The sequence below is a fragment of the Croceibacter atlanticus HTCC2559 genome, assembly GCF_000196315.1.
Lineage (GTDB): Bacteria > Bacteroidota > Bacteroidia > Flavobacteriales > Flavobacteriaceae > Croceibacter > Croceibacter atlanticus.
In genome coordinates, this window is sequence record NC_014230.1 from 1,775,325 (window position 1) to 1,800,046 (window position 24,722).

Genomic DNA, 24,722 nt, shown 5'->3' on the forward strand with positions numbered 1-24,722 from the left:
AACCTTATTTAAGATGAAACAAATCCTACTTTTCAGTCTAGTTATCTTTACTTTTGCATCCGCTTGTAAACAACCTAAAGACAATACCTTGAAAAATACAATTCAACCTCCAATAGCTCAGAAAATTCCAGAAAATTTAGAAAAGCACGGAGATCTTAGAATAGATAATTATTACTGGCTTAAAGACAGAGAAAATGAAGAGGTGATAGATTACCTTGAGCGTGAGAATGATTACTATGAGAAAATGACTGCGCATACCAAAGAGCTACAGTCTAACTTGTTTGATGAGATGAAGTCAAGGATTAAAGAAGATGATAGCTCTGTACCTTATAAATATAATGGCTATTGGTATATAACTCGTTTTGAGAAAGGTAAAGATTATCCAATATATTCTCGTAAGAAAGAAACATTAGATGCTCAAGAAGAAATTATATTCGATTGTAATAAAATGGCAAAAGGCCACAGTTATTTTAAATTAACAGCACTTAGCGTTAGTCCTAATAATGAGTTGGTATCTTATGGTGTAGATACAGTTAGTAGAAGGCAATATACTATTCACGTAAAAAACTTAAGTACTGGAGAAATTTTAAAAGATAAAGTAGCAAATACTACAGGCAGTTCTGTTTGGGCCAATGATAGCCAAACATTATTTTACACAAAAAAAGATCCAGAAACACTACGTTCTTACCAAATACTTAAACATGTTTTAGGTAAACCAACAGAAGACGATAATCTCGTATTTCAGGAAGATGATGATACGTTTAATGCTTATGTGTATAAAACAAAATCTAAAGACTATATTATTGTAGGATCATCTGCAACGCTTACAGATGAATTTAGAATTTTAGATGCCAATACACCAGACGGTCAATTTAAATTATTTGCACCAAGAGAAAGAGGTTTAGAATATAGTATATCTCATTTTAAAGACAACTTTTATATTGTTACTAATAAAGATAAAGCAGAGAATTTTAAACTCATGAAAACACCTATAGGTAAAACTGCGCAAGAAAATTGGGTAGATGTTTTACCACATAGGGAAGATGTTCTCTTAGAAGACATAGACATTTTTAAAGATTACCTTGTTGTAAGTGAACGTAAACTAGGATTGTCTCAAATTAGAGTGATGCGTTGGGATGAAACAGAAGATTATTACTTGCCTTTTGATAACGAGACCTATGCGGCAGGCGCAAGTACAAATCCAGATTTTGATACAGAGATTTTAAGATACGGCTATACTTCGCTCACAACACCATCTTCTGTGGTAGACTTTAATATGAGAACCAAAGAGAAAGAAGTAAAAAAGGAACAAGCTGTACTTGGTGGTAAGTTTGCAAAAGAAAACTACATGTCAGAACGGCTATGGGCAGTAGCAAGAGATGGAAAAGAAATACCAATATCTATAGTATATAAGAAAGGTATTAAAAGAGATGGTAAAAACCCTATTTTACAATATGCATATGGTTCTTATGGGTATACAATAGACCCAACATTCTCTACAACACGATTAAGTTTGCTTGATCGCGGTTTTATTTTTGCAATCGTGCACATTCGTGGTGGTCAATATTTAGGTCGTCAATGGTATGAAGACGGAAAATACTTTAATAAAATAAACACCTTCACAGACTTCATTGATGCAAGCTCATATTTAATAGATCAGAAATATACTTCTCCAGATCATTTGTATGCTATGGGTGGTTCTGCAGGAGGATTGTTAATGGGAGCAGTTGCTAATATGGCTCCAGAGAAATACAATGGTATTGTAGCTGCTGTTCCTTTTGTAGATGTGGTTACCACTATGTTAGACGACTCAATACCGCTAACGACGGGCGAGTATGACGAATGGGGAAATCCTAATGAAAAAGATTACTATGAGTATATGAAGTCATATTCACCTTATGATCAGGTGAAATCTCAGGAATACCCAAATATGTTAGTTACAACAGGATTACACGATAGTCAAGTGCAATACTGGGAACCAGCTAAATGGGTGGCGAAACTTAGAGATTTAAAGACAGATGCCAATGTATTGTATTTAGATACCAATATGGAAGCAGGTCATGGTGGTGCTTCAGGTCGTTTTGAAGCTCTTAAGGAAATAGCTAAAGATTATGCATTTATATTAGACTTAGAGGGAATTACAGAGTAAGTTATATAAAAATAGTATTTTTGCAAGCTGAAACAATAAGTACCCTTATTTATGAAAAAGGAATTACAGGTTTACGATAATATATTGCAATTGGTAGGAGACACACCGCTAATACAGTTGCAGAAAATGACAGAAGATATTTCTGGTACATTCTACGCTAAAGTAGAAGCATTTAATCCAGGACATTCTGCTAAAGATAGAGTTGCTCACTTTATATTATCTCAAGCTGAAGAAAAAGGGTTATTGCAACCTGGAGATACTATTGTTGAAACTACTTCGGGTAATACGGGCTTTAGTATTGCAATGGTAAGTGCTGTAAAAGGTTACAAGTGCATTTTAGCAGTCTCAGACAAGTCATCAAAAGATAAGATAGATATGTTGAGAGCTATGGGTGCAGAGGTTCACGTTTGTCCTGCAAACGTAGCTGCAGATGATCCAAGATCCTATTACGAGGTAGCAAAGAGAATACACTTAGAAACACCTGGCAGCATTTATATTAATCAATATTTTAATGAATTAAATATAGATGCTCATTACCATAGTACAGGTCCAGAAATTTGGAAACAAACTGAAGGTAAAATTACACATCTGGTAGCATGCAGTGGTACTGGCGGAACCATTTCTGGAACAGCTAGATACTTGAAAGAAATGAATCCTGAAATTAAAATTTTAGGGATAGATGCCTACGGAAGTGTATTGAAGAAATATCATGAGACAAGACAGTTTGATGAAAATGAAATATACTCCTATAAAATTGAAGGCTTAGGAAAAAACTTAATTCCTACTGCAACAGATTTTGATGCTATTGATGAATTTGTAAAGGTTACAGATGAGTCTGCTGCTCAAATGGCAAGAACCATTGCTAAAGAGGAAGGATTGTTTGTGGGTTACACAAGTGGAGCTGCTATGCAAGGAGTAAAACAATACGCCTTACAAGGTCAATTTACAAAAGACAGCAAGGTTGTGGTGTTATTTCCAGATCACGGCTCTCGTTATATGGCCAAAATTTATAACGACCAATGGATGGAAGATCAAGGTTTCGAACTTCACGAAAACCTAAAAGCAATTCCAAATTCTCAAAAAATATAAGTTTGACGTTTTTATTCGAAAAATTGACGTTTTAATTTTTCTAAATTATAGTTTTAATGTAAAACGCCAACAATCTTAATTTAAAGATTGTTGGCGTTTTTGGATATTGTAGTCTTATAATTAAATATTCTTATCTATATACTTAATTATTCTCAAAAAATTATTATAAAAAACTCACAAAGCATATTTAACATATTGGTTTTTAGTGATTTGGGTATAAATTTTAACTTAAACTCATAGTTGTAGGAAAAAACATATTAAATTATCATTTAAATATAATTAATAATAATAAAATATCTAAATCATAATACTCTTAACAGGTTAAAAAGTATTATGTCGTTAAATTGTGTATTTCATCGATGTGTTATGAAATGCTTTAATAGTTATTTATATAAGATTAACTTTGCGTTAACAATTAATCATCTTATAAATAGACTTTTATGTTTAAAAAATCAAGCTATCTACTGCTTGTTTTAACATTATTTATGTTAAATAGTTGCTCGGTAGATAATGAAATTGACTCTAGTATTGATAATAATGAAAATTTAGCTATCGATGCTTCATCTGAAAACTTCAGGTACAACCAATCTATTTTAAATAACTCAGATTGTAATTCTTGCGATGGCAAAGTCTCTATCCTAACTCTTAAATATACAGGAGATATGGCTGTTGTCGTAAAAGTGGTTCAGCAAAAAGGAGAGGTTGTAAAAAACAGCTTAGTATTCCCAAACGGTGAATTTACGGTTTATGGAGTTGCTAAGAAAAATACTTTAAGTCCTAAGTTATTTTTCTATAAAAATAATACTCTAAACACAATGATACACACTAGTTGCTCAATTCCAATTGGTCCTGGATTAGTAAGTGGCGATTTCGTTGTAGTCTCTGGAGAAAGCAGAAATGGTGGCATTTTGTGCCCGGTTGATGTTATGCCTGAGGAAGAAGAGGAAGACGAAGATCCAATAATTATCGACTAGTTTTTAAAACTACAATTAATCTACAATTAATCAATCTATAAATAAACATTCATGTTTAAAAATTACAATTACGTCGTTTTTGTTTTAGCATTATTCATGTTAAACAGTTGTACCTCAGATAATATTGATGAGTATAACACTGAAGAATTAGTTATTAATAGCACATATTCAACCAATAATGAAGACTGTGGTGAGTGTGATGGTCGCTTAAAAAACATCTCATTTAAGTACACGGGAAATAGTGCGAAATATTTAGTAATTAAAGGAAGTTACAATAGTGGCACTTATTTTTGTGGTTATGTATACCCAAATGAAACAATTACACTAAATCCTATCGGCAGCAACTCTATACTTCATAGAACATTAAAGTTCTATCAAAATGGTTGTTATATAGGTGCTTTAAAGACAGACTGTACAATGCCAGTTGAGGTAGGTACAACTTATGGTAATTACCAAGTTGTTGGTGGAGAAAGTACTAATAACGGTTTGTTATGCTCTCCAGAAGAAGAGGAAGTAGTAGAAGAAGGTTGTACATCTTGTAATGAGAAGGCAACATCTTTAACGTTAAAGTATGAAGGTTTAGTGGCAGGAATTGTAAAAGTTACTCAAGGGCAAGGTGAGGTAGCTTATAATTCATTTGTATTTCCTGGTTCTAGGTTTACTATTGTAGGAGAAGATAGTGAAGGTACATTAAGTGATCAAATTTCAATCTCTATAAACGGATTGTTAAACACTACAATTAATACAAATTGTGACAATCCTATTGGTCCAGGATTAGTTAGCGGTTTGTTTATGGTAGTTAATGGAGAGAGTAAAGATGGTGGCGAACTTTGCCCTGTTGCAGATATGCCAGACGATACTGAAAATAATGAAAATGAGGGAATAATTATAGATTAAGCCTAAGTTTTCATAATAAACAAATTAAGAAACACCTGCAGTTGCAGGTGTTTTATTTTATACTCTACTTAAGAATTTGCAAAGTGTATTGGTTTACATCTAAAATTCAGTACTTTTGCGCTTCGTTTAAAAACTATTGAATGAAAGATTTATTTCAAAAAATCTATGATGATAAAGGTCCGTTAGGTAAATGGGCAAGTCAAGCAGAAGGTTATTTTATATTTCCAAAGTTAGAAGGTCCTATCTCTAACAGAATGAAATTTCAAGGTAAAGAAGTAATTACCTGGAGCGTAAATGATTATTTAGGGTTGGCTAACAGACCAGAAGTAAGAAAAGCAGATGCAGAAGCTGCAGCAGCATATGGTTCTGCTTACCCTATGGGAGCAAGGATGATGAGTGGTCACACAGATTTACACGAGCAATTACAAAACGAGCTTGCAGAATTTGTAAATAAGGAAGCAGCTTACCTTTTAAATTTTGGATATCAAGGTATGGTATCTACAATTGATGCTTTGGTAGGTAAAGATGATGTTATTGTTTATGATGTAGATGCACATGCGTGTATTATAGATGGTGTTCGCCTTCATATGGGACAACGCTTTACTTACAAACATAACGACGTAGAGAGTATTGAAAAAAACTTAAAACGTGCAGAACGTATTGCAGAAAAAACTGGAGGTGGAATTTTACTAATTTCTGAAGGTGTTTTTGGAATGCGCGGAGAGCAAGGAAAACTTAAGGAAATTGTAGAACTTAAGAAAAAGTATAATTTCCGTTTATTTGTTGATGATGCTCACGGTTTTGGTACCCTAGGTAAAACAGGTGCTGGTGCAGGTGAAGAACAAGGAGTGCAAGATGATATAGACGTGTATTTTGCCACGTTTGCAAAATCTATGGCAAGCACAGGAGCTTTTATCGCTGCAGATGCAGAGATTATACAGTACCTAAAGTATAACCTACGATCTCAAATGTTTGCAAAATCTTTGCAGATGCAATTAGTAGTAGGAGCTTTAAAACGTTTAGATATGTTACGTACTATGCCAGAGCTTAAGGAAAAGCTTTGGGAAAACGTAAATGCTTTACAGGGCGGCTTAAAAGAACGTGGGTTTGATATTGGTACAACACAAAGTTGTGTAACGCCAGTATATTTAAAAGGTAGTATTCCAGAAGCTATGGCTTTGGTAAAAGACCTTAGAGAAAATCACGGTGTATTTTGTAGTATAGTAGTTTATCCTGTAATACCTAAAGGATTAATTTTACTTAGATTAATTCCTACTGCTTCACATACATTACAAGATGTAAATGAAACATTAGATGCATTTAGTAGTATAAGAGAACGATTAGAAAACGGAACATATAAAAGATTATCTGACGCTGCTATGGCTTCAGAATAATTAATAGATACTTAAAAAAAAGCTTCTCTAAATGAGAAGCTTTTTTTTTACGCTACAATTATTTTCCGTCATTAAAATCTGTGTCTTTTCGCTTTTGCTTAGACTTCTTGCCTCGATCTTTATCTTTATTTTTTCCAGAACTATTTTCTAAAAGCATGTCATCTTTGTCGGTTCTGCTATTTATTCGGTAAGATGCTCCTAGGCCAATCTGCCAACGCGAAGGTGTATCCTTAAAACTAAATAAACCAGAAAGATCTATTTGCAAGTCTTTAGTAATTAGATATGCGCCTCCACCTCGAATAATATTATCACTATATAAATCATTTTTAAAAGCTTGGTATTCTAAGAAGCCTGCTGTCTTAGGTGAAAATGAATGTGTGAGCGTAAAGATACCTGCGTAAGTTGGAAAATCTGTAGTTACTTTGTCTGCTACAAAGTTCATGACAAAGACCCAACCGCCAGCCCAGTTGTTTTGGGTTATCAACTCAATTCTTGGAGTTATTTTACCTTCATCTGGTACAGCAAAAGGATTGTCTTCACTTAAATTTAAATTAGCTCCAGCATAAACTGATACTGCTGGGATCAAACTTTTCCATTTAAAACTATTGTTTGCTTTCCAACTATAAATATTAGGCTTTTCTGGACCGCTTTTATAGGGATCATAAAGTAAATATTTTCCACCAATAGTAATCCTGTCAAAATTACTTCGTTTAACTTCTTGTTGTCCTCCAGTTGTAAATTGTCTAGTTTCAGAAAGAAAATCTGCAGCTATGCTAAGTTCTAGTTGCTCTCTCACCACTCCATATCTAAGGAAGGCATCTACGCCAAAAATATCAGCTTCATAATTTAGTAGGCTATGATCGTCTTTTCCAATCTTAGCACCTAGTTCTGCTTGAAATATGTTAGTACCTACTGAAAAGGCACCTTGAGAGTTTCCTGGTCTGTTAGAATTAATAGTTTCAGTAAATTGTGCGTGGGTATATGGTATACAAACACTAAAAATAAATAGAGTTAGTAGGGTAGATCTCATGATTTTGATTTAGGTTGATTCAAATATAATTGAATTTATCATTAATTTAAGATTACAACGTTTATTAAGGCGTTGGAGTATATTAAATTTGTACTATGGAGTTTTTAAAAGTTATATTAATTATTCTTCTTGTTTACTTTGGCCTAAAGTTTCTTTTTAGATTACTTGGCCCATTGTTAATGAAGTATGCTATGAAGAAAATGGGGAAGAAGTTTGAAGAGCAATTCAGCCAATTTAATTCAATGAATAAACAACAGGCGTCTCAGGAAAAAGAGGGTGAAGTTGTTTTAGATAAAGTGCCAAAAAATAAAAGAAAGTCTTCTAAAACTGTTGGTGAGTATGTAGAGTATGAAGAGGTTAAGGATTAATGTTCCTCTTTGCTTTCTTTAATTATAGATATAATTACTGTAGCCTCTATATCTGCCAAGTAAATTAATCGTAAATCTGCTCTTAGTTTTAGGGTGTGTAATTTGCCATAGCTAGAGGACTTAGGAAAGAGCTTTGGGAACCTGGAAATTAAACCTTCTGCATGTTTTAAAGTTTTTTTTAGCTCTAAATAAGATTCAAAGGTTTCTTCATGCCTAACTATATTTAAAATACGTAGAGAGTCTTTAGCAGCTACCTCTGTCCAGAATATAGAGTGTTTAGTCATCTAAATATGTCCAATAGGTTTTTGAATTCATTAGCGCACCATTCTCAAGTTGTTGTAAGCCGTTCTTTATCTGGTTTAATTGTAAGACATTTAGCTGTTGCCACCAATCGGAGCTTAAATCGTCTTTAGAAACTTGAATAATTTGAGTGACATGCTTTAAATCTTCATTAGAAAGTGTGTCTATCCAACTATCAAATTTTTCCTTTGTATTCATTGTTATTAATTAAGTACGGTGAAAAAATCTCGTAACCCAGTTAGTATACTTTGTACAGCATAAGATGCTAGTATAAGTCCCATAACTTTACTTATTACAGTAATCCCATATTCTCCAATACGTTTTTGTACTACATTGGCTGCAAGTAGAAGTAAGCAAGTAAGGCCTATAACAACTAAAACAAGAATAGTTGTAATGATTTGTTCCTTAATAGTATAGAGGTTGTTGTTTGTCATTAAAACCACAGCCATAATAGCACCTGGTGAAGCAATTGAAGGTATAGCTAACGGAAATACAGCAACGTGTTTATAATCATCTATATGACTTTTTTCTTGGGATGGTTTTCCGTCTCCAAAAATCATTGTTAATGCAAAAAGGAATAATATTACACCTCCTGAAATTTGAAATGCATCTAAAGATATTTCCATACCTTCTAAAATAAGCTGCCCAATTACTATAAAGAATAATAAGATAGAGAATGCTATAAGTGTTGCTCTAATAGCTACTCTTGTTTTTTTTGCTTTGTCAAATTTCTTAGTAGCCTCTAAGTAAACTGGTACTGATCCAAGCGGATCTATAACAGCAAATAAAAATAGTACAGTGGTAATAATTTCAGACATTGTATAGTCTTTTCAATTAGATCTTTAAAGGTATATAAAATGATACAGTTCTTAATCCTTATTAGATTATGAAAAAACACCTTAATCACATTACTTATCTATGGTTAAGGTGTTTTTTAAAATTAGTTAATATAATGATTACCTAGGCTCTAGGACAGCAAAAGGTATTACCATTTCCTCTAATGAAACACCACCATGTTGATAGGTATTTCTATAATAACTTACATAATGGTTAAAGTTGTTTGGATATGCAAAAAACAAATCGCCTTTTGCAAAAATAAAGCTACTGCTCATATTAATACTAGGTAAATGTATTTCCTTAGGATTTTTTGCAGCAAGTACATCTTTGTCTTGGTATGTAAGACTTTTGCCTGTTTTATATCTTAAATTAAGGCTTGTGTTTTTATCTCCAATAACTTTAGAAGGGTTATTAACATTAATGGTTCCGTGATCTGTAGTTACTATCAGCTTAAAGCCCATTTGTTGAGCTTGCTGTATAATCTCTAATAATGGTGAGTTTTTAAACCAGCTTTCTGTTAAGCTTCTGTAAGATTTATCATTAGAGGCTAATTCTTTTATAACCTCCATTTCTGTCTTACTATGAGACAACATATCTACAAAATTGTAAACAACTACTGTTAAGTCATTATCTTTCTGAGATTTAAAATTTTCCACCAATTTTTTGCCACCTTTTACGTTGGTGATTTTATGATAATCTGTTTTAAGATGACTTTGTCCAAGCCTTTTTAATTGTCTTCTCAGAAATTCTGCCTCGTGCATATTCTTACCACCATCATCTGTATCGTTTAACCAAAGATCTGAATGTAGTTTTTCCATATCTGCTGGCATTAGTCCTGAAAAAATTGCATTACGAGCATATTGGGTTGCTGTTGGTAATATGGAGTAATATGGTTCTTCTTTTTGCTTTTTATAATGGTTGTTTAATATAGGTTCAAATGCGCGCCATTGGTCATAGCGTAAATTGTCTATTACTACTAAAAGAGTTGGTTGTTCGCCCAATTCAGGAATTACACGTTCTCTTAATAAAGTGTGACTCATTATTGGAGCATCATCTGCGCCATTAAACCAGTCGCGGTAATTTTTTTCTACAAATTTGCAAAATTGAGTATTAGCTTCAGATTTTTGAGATTCTAGGATACCTATCATTCCAGTATCTTCAATGTTCTCTAACTCCATTTCCCAATAGATTAATTTTTGATACATTTCTGCCCAACCTTCATAGGAGTTTATGCTAGACATATCCATGGCTATTTTTCTAAACTCTTGTTGGTAATGAGAAGTCGTGGTTTCAGAAACTAATCGAGAATGGTCTAAATTCTTTTTTAAGCTTAATAAAATTTGGTTTGGGTTTACAGGCTTAATTAAATAATCTGCTATTTTAGAGCCTATAGCTTCTTCCATGATATGCTCTTCTTCACTCTTGGTAATCATTATTACCGGTAAATTAGCTTGTTTTTCTTTTATTCCAGATAAAGTCTCAAGACCTGTTAGTCCAGGCATATTCTCATCTAAGAATACAATGTCAAAACGGTTGCCATCAATCTCCTCAAGGGCTTCTGTACCACTTTGGCATGTAGTAACACTGTAGTTTTTGTTTTCTAAAAAAAGAATATGTGGCTTAAGAAGATCAATTTCATCATCTACCCACAGTACATTTATATTGTTCATAGTATATTTTCGTTTAGTTTTGTATTATTAAATACGACCAGCTTGTCACAACGTAACAAACTTAAAATACTTAACGACCCAATTTACGGATTTATTACTATCCCTAACGCGCGTCTTTTTGATATTATAGAACATAAATATTTTCAAAGATTACGCCGCATTTCTCAAATGGGCGTTTCATTTTTAGTATATCCTGGTGCGCATCATACGCGTTTTCATCATGCACTTGGTTGCATGCATCTCATGCAAAAAGCTGTTAGGGTCTTGCGCTTTAAGGGTGTAGCAATTTCTGATGCAGAGGCAGAAGCTTTACAGATAGCTATTTTACTACACGATATTGGTCATGGTCCTTTTTCTCATGCGATGGAACATAGCATTGTAAGTGGTGTGAATCACGAGCGAATTTCTGAGCTATTTATGGAAAAAATGAATGCCGACTTTAACCAAAGTTTAACGTTGGCCATCTCAATTTTTAAGGGACATTATGACAGACACTTTATGCATCAGCTTATTTCAAGTCAATTAGACATGGATAGGTTAGACTATTTAAAGCGAGATAGTTTTTATACAGGTGTTTCTGAAGGTAATATAAATAGTGAACGCCTTATTGCTATGCTTAATGTTGTAGATGATCAACTAGTGGTCGAGCATAAGGGAATTTATTCTGTTGAAAAATTTTTAGTGGCAAGACGCTTAATGTATTGGCAGGTATATTTACATAAAACAAGTTTAGGTGCCGAGCAGTTAATGATAAGAGTACTAAAACGAGCAAAGGAGCTAACAGACAAAGGCGAAATTTTAAATTGCAATAAACCGCTTTTATATTTTCTTGAAAACAGAATAACAGAAGATAAATTTAACGACGATATCCTAAACACCTTTGCAGAATTAGATGATTATGACGTTATCTCTGCAATGAAACAATGGATGCACCACGATGATTTTGTCTTAAGTGAGCTTTGTAAAATGATTATTAATAGAGATCTGCTAAAAGTTAAGCTAAAGAAAAGAGAAGTTTCTAAAGAAAAAATTGAAAAGCAAATTAACTTATTAATGTCTCGTTATGATATTTCTGCACACGAAGCTGGCTATTTTGTGTTTAGTGGTAGTGTAGAAAATTTGGCATATAAGATTAAAGCCAATCCTATAAACATTCTTCATAAAAATGGAAAAATAACAGATGTTGTAAAAGCTAGTGATCAACTAAATTTAAAGGCATTATCTAAAGTGGTGAAAAAATATTTTTGGTGTTATCCTAAGTAAAGGCCATAACAGCTAAATTATAATGTTTATCATTTTCACTCCATTTTAAAATTAAAGTATAAGTAATTAAAGGGTAATTAAAACAGAGTTTTTGCAAGTATTGTTAGCCAAATAGCTTTAAAATAACAATCCGTTCATAACTTAAGTAAAGCATAAGTTTGTTAACAATCGTTAATAACCCTAAAATTGCTATTTTTGCATCGATGAAATTTACAGCTGCTCAAATCGCAGGCATTTTAGAAGGTGATATTGTTGGTAATCCCGACGTCGAAGTTTCAAAATTAGCCAAGATAGAAGAAGGGACAAAAGGGTCGTTGACGTTTTTGGCAAACCCTAAATACAATTCATATATATACTCTACAAATGCTTCAATTTGCATAGTAAACTCAACCTTTGAGCCAGAACAGACTGTTTCTGCCACATTAATAAAGGTTGAAGATGCTTATAAAAGTTTTTCAAAATTACTTGAATATTATAATCAAGTAAAGTTAAACAAGACAGGAATTGAGCAACCTCACTTTATCTCAGAAACTGCTAAGTATGGTGAAAATATTTACTTGGGAGCATTTACCTATATAGGTGAGAATGTTGTTTTAGGAGATAATGTAAAAGTTTATCCTAATGTATATATTGGAGATAATGTAAAGATTGGAGATAACACTATGATCTTTGCAGGTGCAAAGATTTATTCAGAGTCTATTATTGGTGATCATTGTGTTATTCATAGTGGAGCTATAGTTGGAGCAGATGGGTTTGGATTTACACCAAATGAAAAAGGAGAATATCAAAAAGTACCTCAAACTGGTAATGTTATTATTGAAGATTTTGTAGATGTAGGTGCAGGTACAACTATTGATAGAGCTACACTCGGATCTACTATAATTAGAAAAGGTGTAAAGCTAGATAATCAAATACAAATAGCTCATAACGTAGAGATAGGAGCGCATACTGCAATTGCAGCACAAACAGGTGTTGCAGGATCAACTAAAATTGGTAAGCATTGTCTTATTGGAGGACAAGTTGGTATTGCAGGTCATTTAACCATCGGAGATAAGGTGCGTATACAAGCACAATCTGGTATTGGTAGAAATGTGAAAGATGAAGAAACATTGCAAGGCTCTCCAGCATTAAATTATGGAGATTATAATAAGTCCTATGTGCATTTTAAAAACTTACCACAAACGGTAAAATCAATACATAACCTAGAAAAAAAACTGGAAAGTAATGACTGAAACCATTGCTCAAAAGCAACAGACCATAGCTAAAGAAGTTACTCTTAAAGGAGTAGGTCTTCACACTGGTAAAGAAGTAACATTAACTTTTAAGCCGGCACCCGAAAATTTTGGATACGCTTTTAAACGTGTTGATCTTGAAGGAGAACCTGTTATAGAGGCAGATGCCAATTACGTGGTAAACACTCAACGAGGAACTAACCTTGAGAAAAACGGCGTTAGCATACAGACAAGTGAACACGTACTTGCTGCTTGTGTAGGCTTAGAGATAGATAATGTTTTAATTGAATTAAATGCATCTGAGCCTCCAATTATGGATGGGTCTTCAAAATTCTTTGTTGAAGCTTTAGAAAAAGCAGGAATACAAGAACAAGAAAAGAATAGAGAAGTTTATGTTGTTAAAGAAAACATCTCTTATATCGATGAAGAAACTGGTAGCGAGATACTTTTAATGCCTTCAGACGATTACCAAATTACCACAATGGTAGATTTTGGTACTAAGATTTTAGGAACCCAAAATGCTTCAATAAAAAATCTTTCAGAATTTAAAGATGAAATATCAGACGCACGTACATTTAGTTTCCTTCATGAATTAGAAATGCTTTTAGAACACGGCTTAATAAAAGGTGGTGATCTAAATAATGCAATTGTTTATGTAGATAAAGAGATAAGCTCAGATACTGTCGAAAAATTAAAGAAAGCATTTAATAAAGAAACAATCTCTGTTAAACCTAATGGTATATTAGATAACCTAACGTTACATTATCCTAATGAAGCAGCACGTCATAAACTATTAGATGTAATAGGAGATTTAGCGTTGGTAGGTACAAGAATACAAGGTAAAATTATTGCCAATAAACCAGGACACTTTGTAAATACTCAATTTGCTAAAAAACTATCTAAAATTATCAAGATAGAAAAACGTAATGCAGTTCCTCAGGTAGATTTAAATCAAAAACCATTGATGGATGTTGTGCAAATCATGAAAATGTTACCGCACAGACAACCATTTTTATTAATAGATAAGATTTTTGAGTTATCTGATACACATGTATTAGGATCAAAAAATGTAACCATGAATGAAGACTTTTTTAGAGGTCACTTTCCTGGTTCACCTGTAATGCCAGGTGTCCTAATTGTTGAGGCAATGGCACAAACCGGAGGCATATTAATATTGAGTACCGTTCCAGATCCAGAAAATTACTTAACCTACTTCATGAAGATAGATAATGTTAAGTTTAAACAAATGGTCGTACCTGGAGATACATTAGTCTTTAAGTGTGATTTAATATCACCTATACGACGAGGCATTTGTCATATGCAAGGTTACGCCTATGCAAACGGCAAATTAGCTTGTGAAGCCGAACTTATGGCACAAATTTCAAAAGTAAAGTAATGAATCAACCACTAGCATACGTACATCCAAGCGCTAAAATAGCTAAGAATGTAGTTATAGAGCCTTTTACAACCATACATGGAAATGTAACAATTGGAGAAGGCACTTGGATAGGATCTAATGTCACCATTATGGAAGGTGCGCGCATTGGTAAAAATTGTAATATTTTTCCAGGTGCAGTAATTTCTGCAATTCCACAAGACAAGAAGTTTGATGATGAAGATACAACAACTATCATTGGAGATGGTACAACCATTAGAGAGTGCGTAACAATAAATAGAGGTACGACAGATAAAATGCGTACAGAAATTGGTAAAAATTGCTGGATAATGGCATATTGCCACATTGCGCATGACTGTATTGTCGGAGATAACTGTATTTTTAGTAATAACAGTACACTTGCAGGACATATAAATGTTGGAGATTACGTTGTTTTAGCGGGTATGTCTGCAGTACAGCAATTTTGTACAATAGGAAGTCACGCATTTGTTACAGGAGGATCATTGGTTAGAAAAGATGTTCCACCATATGTAAAAGCAGGAAGAGAACCATTATCCTATGTTGGTATAAACTCAATAGGTTTAAGAAGACGTGGATTTTCAACAGAAAAAATTAGAGAGATTCAAAATATTTACAGAATTCTCTATCAAAAAAATTATAACAACTCACAGGCTGTAGCCATTATTGAAGCAGAAATGGAAGCTACTTCGGAGAGAGATGAGATTTTAGAATTTGTAAAAAGCTCTCAACGTGGTGTAATGAAAGGCTACTTCTCAAACTAATTTAAACACAATAACTAATTATGGCATCAACTTCAGATATTCGTAAGGGATTATGTATTCGTTACAATAACGATATTTATAAAATTATAGAGTTTTTACACGTAAAGCCTGGAAAAGGGCCTGCTTTTGTAAGAACTAAATTAAAGAGCATTACAACTGGAAAAGTTCTTGATAACACTTTTTCTGCTGGTCATAAAATTGAAGACATTCGTGTAGAAACACATAAATTTCAATTCTTATATAATGATGGTGAATTCTATCATTTTATGAACCAAGAAGACTATACTCAGATTAGACTAGTAGAATCTGTATTGGATGCTCCAGGTTTAATGAAAGAAGGTGAGGTTGTATCTATTCAAATAAATACAGAAGATAATATGCCGTTATCTGTTGAGATGCCTGCATATGTTGTGTTAGAGATTGCACATACAGAACCTGGTGTAAAAGGAAATACAGCAACTAATGCTACTAAACCAGCAACTGTTGAGACAGGTGCAGAAGTAAACGTTCCTTTATTTATAAACGAAGGAGACAAAGTTAAAATAGATACAGAAACAGGTAACTATAAAGAACGTGTAACAGACTAAGCTTTATGAAAGCGCGTTCTATAGATGATATTGCAAAAACTGAAGCAGAGTATTGGAATGAAAATAAATTAGATCGACGTAAAATTAAAAAGTTACGTCGTCACGCTTTTCATTACTCTTATAAAAGAGAGTCAAAATTCCTTCAAGAAAAAGTAAAACACTTTAATGATAAGGATGTTTTAGAAATAGGCTCGCATGCATGGGTTTCTTGGATAAAAGGAAATGCCACACCTAAATCTTTAGATTGTATTAATATATCTGAAGTTGAACTAGAAAAAGGAATTAATAATGCTAAAAACATACCATTTGAAATTAAATTTCATTTAATGGATGCTAATACATTAACCTTTAAAGATGAAATGTTTGATGTTGTTTATGGAGGAGCTATTTTACATCATTTAGATGTAAAGAAATCTATTTCAGAAATTTATCGTGTTCTTAAACCAAATGGTATAATCCTGTTTACAGAACCGTTAAATATGAATCCTTTTTATAAGCTATACAGGTACTTTAATAAAAAGGAGCGAACACCAGATGAGCACGCGTTAGTAAATAAAGACTTTAAGATTATTAAAGAGAAATTTACATTCGAGCACGTATTTCTCGATTTTTTCTCAGTAATTACAGGATATATATCATTAAAAATATTCGGAGACAAGAACTACGATAACTGGATAAACAAAATTGGGTATCGTTTAGATGTTTTTTTTTCAAAAATTCCTTTTCTTCACGTTTTATTTGCGAGAGTAATAATATATGGTACTAAGAAGTAAGTTTATATGAAGTTTCCTCAAACACATACACTAAAGCAAATTGCTACAATTATAAATGCAAAATTTGTTGGTGATGCAAAATTTCCTGTTGAGGGAATGAATGAAATTCATGTTGTTACCAAAGGTGATATAGTTTTTGTAGATCATCCAAAATATTATGACAAAGCATTAAATTCTGCGGCTACAATTATTTTAATTAATAAAGAAGTAGAATGTCCAGAAGGAAAAGCGTTATTAATTTCAGAAGATCCTTTCAGAGATTTTAATACACTAACAGAGTATTTTAAACCATTTAAGAAGTCTGTCTCACAAATATCAGAAACAGCGCAAATTGGAGAAGGTACAATTATACAACCTGGTGCATTTGTTGGTAACTACGTAAGGATAGGGAATAATTGTGTAATTCACAGCAATGTTGTTCTTTATGATCATACAGTTATAGGAAACAACTGTACAATACATTCTGGATCTATATTGGGAGCAGATGCTTTTTATTATAAGAATAGACCAGAAGGATTTGATAAACTAAAATCTGGTGGTCGTGTGGTGCTACAAGATAATGTAGATTTAGGAGCTCTTTGTACTATAGATAAAGGCGTAACTGGAGATACCACAATTGGTGAAGGCACTAAAATAGATAATCAAGTACACGTTGGCCACGATACTGTAATAGGAAAGAAATGTTTAATAGCATCTCAAACTGGCATAGCAGGCTGTGTTGTTATAGAAGATGAAGTTACACTTTGGGGGCAAGTAGGAGTTATTAGCGGTATAACCATAGGAAAAAAAGCAACTGTACTGGCACAAGCAGGTGTAGGAAAATCACTTAAGGAAAATGGTCGTTATTTAGGTTCACCTGCAGATGATTTTAGAACTAAAGTAAAAGAGATGGTAACACTAAGTAGGTTGCCAAGCATTGTAGATAAAATAAAATCTTAATTATGAATGCAAAACACGTAGTAAAAACTTTTTTTGAATCAGATTTCTATAAGGATACATCAATACTAGAGAAGACTCTACACGAAGATTTTGAGTTATATTGGAACAGCAGTTCTGGTTACTTTAAGTTAAATAAAGAAACCTTTACTCAAATGCTATTAGAGATGTCTAAATCTTTTGAATTCTTAAGATGTGATATTACACATTTGTTGGAAGAAGATGGTACAGTTACACTAAGGCATAGTTTTCATGTTAAGACAATTGAGAATCCAGACGATATAACACCATTAGCACATTTTATTTCTATTTTCGAAGTAAAAGATGGTCAATTGTATAAAGGACATCAAATTAGTCAACCAGCAGATGAAACTCACGAAAATTTAAAGTCGTTTCTTCCAAAAAGTGTGGAATAACTTTTATACTTAGAAACGAAACAAGTACTTTTGCCAAACAATCAAAACAACAATAAATGAGCGTTCTAGTAAATAAAGATTCAAAAATAATAGTTCAAGGATTTACAGGTAGTGAAGGTACATTTCACGCCGGACAAATGATTGAATATGGTACTAATGTTGTTGGTGGTGTTACACCAGGAAAAGGTGGCCAAACACATTTAGATAAGCCAGTATTTAATACAGTTGATGAAGCTGTAAAAGAAGCAAAGGCAGATACATCTATCATATTTGTACCACCAGCATTTGCTGCTGATGCTATAATGGAAGCTGCAGAAGCTGGAATTAAAGTAATAATCTGTATTACAGAAGGTATTCCTGTAAAAGATATGATTACTGTAAAGAATTATATTGAAAACAAGGATGTACGTTTAATAGGACCTAACTGTCCAGGTGTTATTACACCAGGTGAAGCAAAAGTTGGTATTATGCCAGGATTTGTATTTAAGAAAGGTAATGTAGGTATTGTATCTAAGTCTGGTACTTTAACTTATGAAGCTGCAGATCAAGTTGTAAAGCAAAACCTAGGTATTACAACAGCTATTGGTATTGGTGGAGATCCAATTATTGGAACTACTACAAAAGAAGCTGTTGAGATGCTAATTAATGATGACGAAACAGACTGCATTGTTATGATTGGTGAAATAGGTGGTCAATTAGAGGCAGACGCTGCTAAATGGTATAAGGAAAGCGGTAGTAAAAAACCTATCGTTGGTTTTATTGCTGGTGAAACTGCTCCTGCAGGACGTACTATGGGCCACGCAGGTGCAATTGTAGGTGGTAGTGAAGATACTGCACAGGCAAAGAAAAAAATTCTTAAAGAATCTGGAATACACGTTGTAGATTCTCCAGCAGAAATTGGTAAAAAAGTAGCAGAAGTATTAGGCTAAAGCTTACTTATAAGATAAAACGTTAGTCATAACGTTTCCAATCCGTTGGCAGGTATGTCAACGGATTTTTCTATTTTTAGAAGACTATTAAAACACCCAAGTTAATTTTATACAAGATCCCCAAATCTATGAATGCAATTAAATTACTTGTTACCTTAATTGTTATCACATCTGTTCTAGGATGTAAGCAAAACAATCTTGAGAATACAACAGATATTGTTACCCAAACCAAAGAAGATGCCAACGGGTTTAGCTATGAGTCTGTAACAAATGATCCTACAGGATTAAGGCTTTATACCTTAGATAATGGCCTAAAAGTTTATTTAGGTAAAAATGAAGATGAGCCTAAAATTCAAACTTTAATTGCTGTAAGAGCTGGCTCAACATATGATCCAGAAGATAATACAGGCTTGGCTCATTATTTAGAGCATATGGTTTTTAAAGGCACAGATGAAATAGGTACTCAAAACTGGCAGAAAGAGAAACAACTTATTTCAAAAATATCTGAACTTTATGAGCAACATAAAAATGAAAAAGATCCTATAACTAAACAAGCTATTTATAAAGATATAGATAGTGTGTCTCAAGAAGCTTCAAAATATTCTATTGCAAATGAATATGATAAAATGATAAGCTCTTTAGGTGCAGAAAATACTAATGCTTTTACTTCAACAGAAGAAACGGTATATATTAGTAAAATTCCTTCAAACGAAATAGACAAGTGGTTAAAGGTAGAGAGCGAAAGGTTTAGCCAACTTGTTTTAAGATTATTTCATACAGAATTAGAGGCTGTTTATGAAGAGTTTAATAGAGGTCAAGATAGTGATGGGCGTAAACATTATGCAGCAGTATTAGAAGGTTTATTTCCTAATCATCCTTATGGTACGCAGTCTACAATAGGTACTAGTGAGCACCTTAAAAACCCATCGATGGTTGCTATTAATAATTATTTTGATACCTATTATGTACCTAATAATATGGCAGTAATAATGGTTGGCGATTTAGATTTTGAGGAAACTATTAAGAAAATAAATTCTGCATTTGGCACTTTTAAATATAAAGAGGTTAATCACCCAACTTTTCCAGAACAACCCGAAATAGGTGAGCCTATTGAAAAAGTTGTTTATGGCCCAACGACCGAATCTGTGTATGTAGCATTTAGGACTAAAGGAGTTGGTAGTAAAGACGAACAAATTGTAACATTAATAGATTATATACTTGCAAATTCAGCTGCAGGATTAATAGATTTAGATTTAAACCAACAGCAAAAAGTACAAAGAGCATCTTCGTTCACAAATTTCGATAATGACTATGGTATGCATATCCTGTATGGTATACCAAAAGCTGAACAGTCTTTAGATGAAGTTAAGTCTTTATTATTAGGTGAACTAGAAAAAGTTAAGCAAGGCAAGTTTGATGAATGGTTAATTGATGCAGTTGTAAACGATTTAAAAAAATCTAGAATACAACAATATGAAAACAACTCTGCAACAGCATATGCATACCTTGATGCATTTATAGGTAAACAAGATTGGGAAAAGCGTCTTAAGTTTTTAAATGAATTAAAATCAATTACAAAACAAGAATTAGTAGAGTTTGCAAACGCACACTACAAAAACAATTATGTAGTTGCGTTTAAAAAACAAGGTAAGGATAGCACGACTGTAAAGGTTGAGAATCCAAATATTACACCAATTCAAGTAAATAGAAATAAGCAATCTCAGTTCTTAACAGACTTTAATACAATGGATTCTCCTACGTTAAAGCCACAGTTTGTAGATTATAGCAAAGCAATAAAAACACAAAAAACGGCGAACGGTCTAGATTTACAATTCGTATTAAATGAGAGTAATGAGTTGTTTACCTTAAATATAATATTTGATATGGGTAGTGATCACGATAAAGAATTATCGTTAGCTGCTGGTTATCTTGATTTTTTAGGAACAGATAAGTATACGCCTAAGGAACTAAAAAAGGAATTTTATAAAATAGGTGTAGATTATAGTGTTTATACCCAAAATGATAAAACTTATATAAGTTTAAGTGGTTTAGGAGAAAACTTAGAAAAAGGATTAGAGCTTATCCAACACCTATGGGATAACGCAATACCAAATCAGGAAGCATATGATAAATATGTTGAAAGTATTGCAAAAAATAGAGAGGATAAAAAAATGGAAAAACGTAATATCCTTTTTAACGGATTAATGAATTTTGGTAAATACGGAGAAGACTCCAGGCTAAGAGATATTTATTCTATAAAAGAATTACAAAACATTAAACCTTCAGATTTAGTACAAAAAGTTAAAGATCTGCAAGACTTTAAGCATCGTATTTTCTATTACGGTAATGATGTTGAAACTGCTAATTCTGCAATATCTAATCAATTACAAATTGTTGATTCCTTAAAAGAGTATCCAGATCCTAAAAATTATAATGAAAAAGATACAGGTGGTCGTGTTTACTTTACAAATTACGATATGACTCAAACTGAAATTGTGTTTATAGCAAAAGGCGAAGAATTTGATGCTAAGAAAATGGCAGCGACAAACCTTTTTAACACCTATTTTGGTAGTGGGCTTTCATCAATCGTATTTCAGGATATTCGTGAAAGTAAAGCATTGGCTTACTCAGCGTTTTCTTCATATCAAAATGCGTCAGAAAAAGGAGAACCTAATTATGTAATGGCATATATTGGCACACAAGCTAATAAAATGCCAGAAGCAGTTGAGGCTATGATGGATTTAATGTCTAATATGCCAGAAGCTAAAGATCAATTTCAAGCCGCAAAAGAAGCCACGCTTAAAAAAATTGCAGCTAATAGAATTACTAAAGCAGATATATTCTGGACTTATGAAAGCATTAAAAAAAGAGGACTTTCAAAAGACAACAGGCAGGAAATGTATAATGCAGTTTTGGAAATGACCTTAGATGATCTAAGTAACTTCTTCGAAGAAAATATAAAAGGTGAAAACTATAACATATTAGTCATAGGCAATAAAAATGAAATCAATTTTGAAGCATTATCCAAGTATGGTGAAATTATAGAATTAGATAGAGATTATCTTTTTAATTATGAAGTCCCAACTCCTATAAAAAACTAAAATAAAATAATGAGTAATATTCTGAAAATGTAACAATTACGATTTAATGATATTGAAAAAATACCCAATTTTGGGTATTTTTTTTGGTTTTGTTTAACAATAAGTTTGTAACGCCTTCTAACTAAAATTATGCGTTATGGTTAAATATTTCCTTTTACTCACATTTATTTTTTCTGCTTTATTAATACCTAATGGGTATTCAAACACCTTAGGTCACACAAATGGAGCGGTTGGTTTAGAGTCTAATATCACTAACGAAGCTGTTATATACATTATTAAAAATGGTGGCGGTTCTACAGTAGATATTTTTCATGATTATGAGTATTTGGGTGCTCCAGCTGGAAGAAATATTATTAAACTATTTGTAGCGCCAGGCGTTCATAATTTAACGGCAGTAGTATCTAAAGACGCCTATACATTGCAGTTAGATGCAGTTGCTGGTGAAGAGTATTATATATATGCAGATCCAGGAGAGGATCAAATTTTGTTTGATGCAAGGAGTGATGCTAAATCTAATAAAGATTTTCATAAAGATTTAGGTAAAGATTTAGATTACTTAACTCCAAACTTAAAGGACAGATCTAAAGCATCTAAAAAATATCAGATGTATGTATCAGCAGCATTAAGATATCCAGGACAATTAATTGAAGATGAAGACTCAAGTCTTATGCAGGTGTCTTCAGCGCCAATCACTTCTATTTATAGTCAGGAAGAAAAGATTAATGCTATAAGGGCTAGAAAAGGCAAGGCTCCTAAAAGTAAATCTAAATCTAAAAACTCAATTTTTTCAGGAATAACCTCTATAGTAGGATTAAGCGCAAATACTACTAGTACTGCACCAACGTCTTCGGTTGCTGCTACTACCACAAGTGTAAAGGTAGAAGAAGTACCTACAGAAACTATAAACTTTTATAAAGCAGCTCAAGCAGAATTAATTAATACTCTAGAAAAGACAGAAGGTATAGATGCTAATCTTAAGTGGGATATTTTAAAAATGAGCAACGATCAGTTAAAGACAGGATTTTCTTTAACCAATGCAAGTTTTAATGATGAGTATGAATCAGACCTTCAGCAAATAGATAAGTTAGCCTTATCTGGAGAAGAAAAGTATATTAAATTTAAAAGAATGCAGGAGTCTGGTGATGCTGACTCTGCAAACATTGAAGATCAAGCTGCTGGTATAGCAAGTATAATAGCTGAAAAAAATGGCTTTGTACTGCAATCTCCAGATGCTGCAGATGCTTCATCTGGACCTAGTACAGAAGAAGCTGCTACAGATATTGCTTCTATTGCAACAACTTCAGAAGTTTCTTTAAACAAGCGTGATGCTATGTATAAAGAAATACAGAAGATGAAGCTTGAAAACGGGTTTACAAGTGTAAATAAATCTGTGTCAAATGCAGTGTCTAAGGAAAATTATGATGAAGATGCAAGAGTAAAAGATAATAGAGGAAGTTTAGAGGAAACAGGTTTAAAGTATAGACGTAGCTCTTTATACACATTAATGATAAATGATAAAAATAGAGAGCATTATGGTCGTATCAGAAATTCTTTTGGAGATATTGAATTGTCAGAAAAATTTAATGATCATAATGTAGGTCCTTACCTAATTCCAGGAACAGAAGGAGAAGATCAAACACTTAACATTAATAATTTCTTGGCACAAAATAACATTGCAAAAGAACTTGTGGCAAAGTGGTTTAACAGATCTGCAGATGGTACGTTTAATATGGATCTTGTTGCAGAGCGCGGATCTTATGACGCAAGTGAGTTAGATGTTATGGTTGCTCAAGAAAGCAAGCGTGGTAGTGCTTTACTGGCAGATGCAGGTGAAGAACTTATAAAAAACACATTCATTGTAGTTTACGACTATAAGTATTCTAATAAAGAAGAGTCTGCTAAAAAGACTGGTGGTTGGTTAAGTGCAATAAGTACTGTTGCAAGCTATGCAGGTTTAGATGTTGTATCAAGCGTTGCAGATGTTGCAAATATTGCGCAAACAACTATGGGTAAAGGCTATTTTGTAAAAACAACGGCTTATCTGTACAAACTTAAATGGGACGAAGAAATAGCATCACGTTTTTATAATGAGATGTGGATAGATGAAAGTAATTACGACCCGTCTAAAAAAGAAGCATTTGATAATACAGACATGTTTCAATTAGAGTTTGTAGGAACTCAAGTAGCGCGTAGAAATTTACAGTCTTCTATATTTTCTTCTAAAACAAACGAAGACTTAATAGGTATTGCAACAATTCGCGCAGCAGATAAATCTATCTCAAAACTTCAACGAGAATACGAACAATTTAGAGTTAAAACTCCATTGTTAAGTGGAGAACCTATTACAGCTGCAATCGGCGTAAAAGAAGGTTTAGAAAAAGGCGACAAGTTTGAAGTTTTAGAACAAACCATAAATGATGATGGCGTAACAGAATACAAGCGTGTAGGAATAATAAAAGTAGACCACAAGCAAATTTGGGACAACAGCTATTTGGCAGAAGAAGACCAAACTGCAAATAAATCTGGTTACACAGTATTTAAAGGTGCAAAAAACAAATTTTATCCAGGAATGCTTATAAGACAAATTAAATAACCCTAA

Annotated in this window: 22 protein-coding genes; 17 read left to right on the plus strand and 5 right to left on the minus strand. The window is 33.0% G+C overall.

Annotated elements, in window-relative coordinates:
- Positions 1-13: 13 nt before the first annotated feature.
- From CA2559_RS08010 to CA2559_RS08030, 5 genes are all read left to right on the plus strand, one after another.
- Positions 14-2,149 carry a S9 family peptidase gene (locus tag CA2559_RS08010; protein ID WP_013187365.1) on the plus strand — a complete coding sequence of 712 codons (2,136 nt, stop codon included), beginning with the start codon at positions 14-16 and terminating at the stop codon, positions 2,147-2,149.
- A 51-nt stretch (positions 2,150-2,200) separates the two neighbouring features.
- Positions 2,201-3,238, plus strand: coding sequence for a PLP-dependent cysteine synthase family protein (locus CA2559_RS08015; RefSeq protein ID WP_013187366.1), 1,038 nt, complete (start codon positions 2,201-2,203; stop codon positions 3,236-3,238).
- Between the two features lie 485 nt (positions 3,239-3,723).
- A complete protein-coding gene (locus CA2559_RS08020; RefSeq protein WP_148232794.1) occupies positions 3,724-4,212 on the plus strand; it encodes a DUF7467 domain-containing protein in 489 nt (162 codons plus the stop codon).
- 96 nt (positions 4,213-4,308) lie between these two features.
- Positions 4,309-5,109: a DUF7467 domain-containing protein gene (locus tag CA2559_RS08025; RefSeq protein ID WP_041240964.1), complete on the plus strand. Its 801-nt coding sequence runs from the start codon at positions 4,309-4,311 to the stop codon at positions 5,107-5,109.
- Between the two features lie 140 nt (positions 5,110-5,249).
- Positions 5,250-6,503, plus strand: a complete 1,254-nt coding sequence (locus tag CA2559_RS08030) for an aminotransferase class I/II-fold pyridoxal phosphate-dependent enzyme (RefSeq protein ID WP_013187369.1) — start codon at positions 5,250-5,252, stop codon at positions 6,501-6,503.
- A 58-nt stretch (positions 6,504-6,561) separates the two neighbouring features.
- On the opposite strand, the gene CA2559_RS08035 is transcribed toward CA2559_RS08030, so the two are convergent.
- Positions 6,562-7,533 (minus strand): transporter, encoded by a 972-nt coding sequence (locus tag CA2559_RS08035; RefSeq protein ID WP_013187370.1) that lies wholly within the window; start codon positions 7,531-7,533, stop codon positions 6,562-6,564.
- 95 nt (positions 7,534-7,628) lie between these two features.
- Here CA2559_RS08035 and CA2559_RS08040 point away from each other — a divergent pair, with 95 nt between their 5' ends.
- Positions 7,629-7,901 carry a DUF4834 family protein gene (locus CA2559_RS08040; protein ID WP_013187371.1) on the plus strand — a complete coding sequence of 91 codons (273 nt, stop codon included), beginning with the start codon at positions 7,629-7,631 and terminating at the stop codon, positions 7,899-7,901.
- Here the strand turns inward: CA2559_RS08040 and CA2559_RS08045 are convergent.
- From CA2559_RS08045 to porX, 4 genes are all read right to left on the minus strand, one after another.
- Positions 7,898-8,185 (minus strand): hypothetical protein, encoded by a 288-nt coding sequence (locus CA2559_RS08045; protein WP_013187372.1) that lies wholly within the window; start codon positions 8,183-8,185, stop codon positions 7,898-7,900. The genes CA2559_RS08040 and CA2559_RS08045 overlap by 4 nt on opposite strands.
- The gene (locus CA2559_RS08050; protein WP_013187373.1) at positions 8,178-8,399 is read right to left on the minus strand and encodes a hypothetical protein; all 222 of its coding nucleotides are present in this window, start codon (positions 8,397-8,399) and stop codon (positions 8,178-8,180) included. The genes CA2559_RS08045 and CA2559_RS08050 overlap by 8 nt, the downstream gene beginning before the upstream one ends.
- A 5-nt stretch (positions 8,400-8,404) precedes the next feature.
- Positions 8,405-9,019 carry a MarC family protein gene (locus CA2559_RS08055; RefSeq protein WP_013187374.1) on the minus strand — a complete coding sequence of 205 codons (615 nt, stop codon included), beginning with the start codon at positions 9,017-9,019 and terminating at the stop codon, positions 8,405-8,407.
- A 138-nt stretch (positions 9,020-9,157) separates the two neighbouring features.
- Positions 9,158-10,708, minus strand: a complete 1,551-nt coding sequence (gene porX / locus CA2559_RS08060) for a T9SS response regulator signal transducer PorX (protein WP_013187375.1) — start codon at positions 10,706-10,708, stop codon at positions 9,158-9,160.
- A gap of 42 nt (positions 10,709-10,750) precedes the next feature.
- On the opposite strand from porX, the gene CA2559_RS08065 reads away from it, so the two are divergent.
- The 11 genes from CA2559_RS08065 to CA2559_RS08115 all read left to right on the plus strand — a co-directional run bounded on the left by CA2559_RS08065 (position 10,751) and on the right by CA2559_RS08115 (position 24,716).
- A complete protein-coding gene (locus CA2559_RS08065; protein ID WP_013187376.1) occupies positions 10,751-11,971 on the plus strand; it encodes an HD domain-containing protein in 1,221 nt (406 codons plus the stop codon).
- A 203-nt stretch (positions 11,972-12,174) separates the two neighbouring features.
- Positions 12,175-13,203: a UDP-3-O-(3-hydroxymyristoyl)glucosamine N-acyltransferase gene (gene lpxD, locus CA2559_RS08070; RefSeq protein WP_013187377.1), complete on the plus strand. Its 1,029-nt coding sequence runs from the start codon at positions 12,175-12,177 to the stop codon at positions 13,201-13,203.
- On the plus strand, positions 13,196-14,599 hold the full coding sequence (locus tag CA2559_RS08075) for a bifunctional UDP-3-O-[3-hydroxymyristoyl] N-acetylglucosamine deacetylase/3-hydroxyacyl-ACP dehydratase (protein WP_013187378.1): 1,404 nt from the start codon (positions 13,196-13,198) through the stop codon (positions 14,597-14,599). Before lpxD ends, CA2559_RS08075 begins: the two co-directional genes overlap by 8 nt.
- Positions 14,599-15,381: an acyl-ACP--UDP-N-acetylglucosamine O-acyltransferase gene (gene lpxA, locus CA2559_RS08080; RefSeq protein WP_013187379.1), complete on the plus strand. Its 783-nt coding sequence runs from the start codon at positions 14,599-14,601 to the stop codon at positions 15,379-15,381. Before CA2559_RS08075 ends, lpxA begins: the two co-directional genes overlap by 1 nt.
- Positions 15,382-15,401: 20 nt before the next feature.
- On the plus strand, positions 15,402-15,968 hold the full coding sequence (efp, locus tag CA2559_RS08085) for an elongation factor P (protein WP_013187380.1): 567 nt from the start codon (positions 15,402-15,404) through the stop codon (positions 15,966-15,968).
- A 5-nt stretch (positions 15,969-15,973) separates the two neighbouring features.
- Positions 15,974-16,741: a class I SAM-dependent methyltransferase gene (locus CA2559_RS08090; protein WP_013187381.1), complete on the plus strand. Its 768-nt coding sequence runs from the start codon at positions 15,974-15,976 to the stop codon at positions 16,739-16,741.
- Positions 16,742-16,747: 6 nt separating this feature from the next.
- On the plus strand, positions 16,748-17,680 hold the full coding sequence (locus CA2559_RS08095) for a UDP-3-O-(3-hydroxymyristoyl)glucosamine N-acyltransferase (protein ID WP_013187382.1): 933 nt from the start codon (positions 16,748-16,750) through the stop codon (positions 17,678-17,680).
- 2 nt (positions 17,681-17,682) lie between these two features.
- Positions 17,683-18,093: a nuclear transport factor 2 family protein gene (locus tag CA2559_RS08100; protein WP_013187383.1), complete on the plus strand. Its 411-nt coding sequence runs from the start codon at positions 17,683-17,685 to the stop codon at positions 18,091-18,093.
- Between the two features lie 56 nt (positions 18,094-18,149).
- Positions 18,150-19,022, plus strand: coding sequence for a succinate--CoA ligase subunit alpha (sucD, locus tag CA2559_RS08105; RefSeq protein ID WP_013187384.1), 873 nt, complete (start codon positions 18,150-18,152; stop codon positions 19,020-19,022).
- Positions 19,023-19,150: 128 nt separating this feature from the next.
- Positions 19,151-22,123, plus strand: a complete 2,973-nt coding sequence (locus tag CA2559_RS08110; protein WP_013187385.1) for a M16 family metallopeptidase — start codon at positions 19,151-19,153, stop codon at positions 22,121-22,123.
- 136 nt (positions 22,124-22,259) lie between these two features.
- The gene (locus CA2559_RS08115; RefSeq protein WP_041240965.1) at positions 22,260-24,716 is read left to right on the plus strand and encodes a hypothetical protein; all 2,457 of its coding nucleotides are present in this window, start codon (positions 22,260-22,262) and stop codon (positions 24,714-24,716) included.
- The last annotated feature ends 6 nt before the right edge of the window (positions 24,717-24,722 follow it).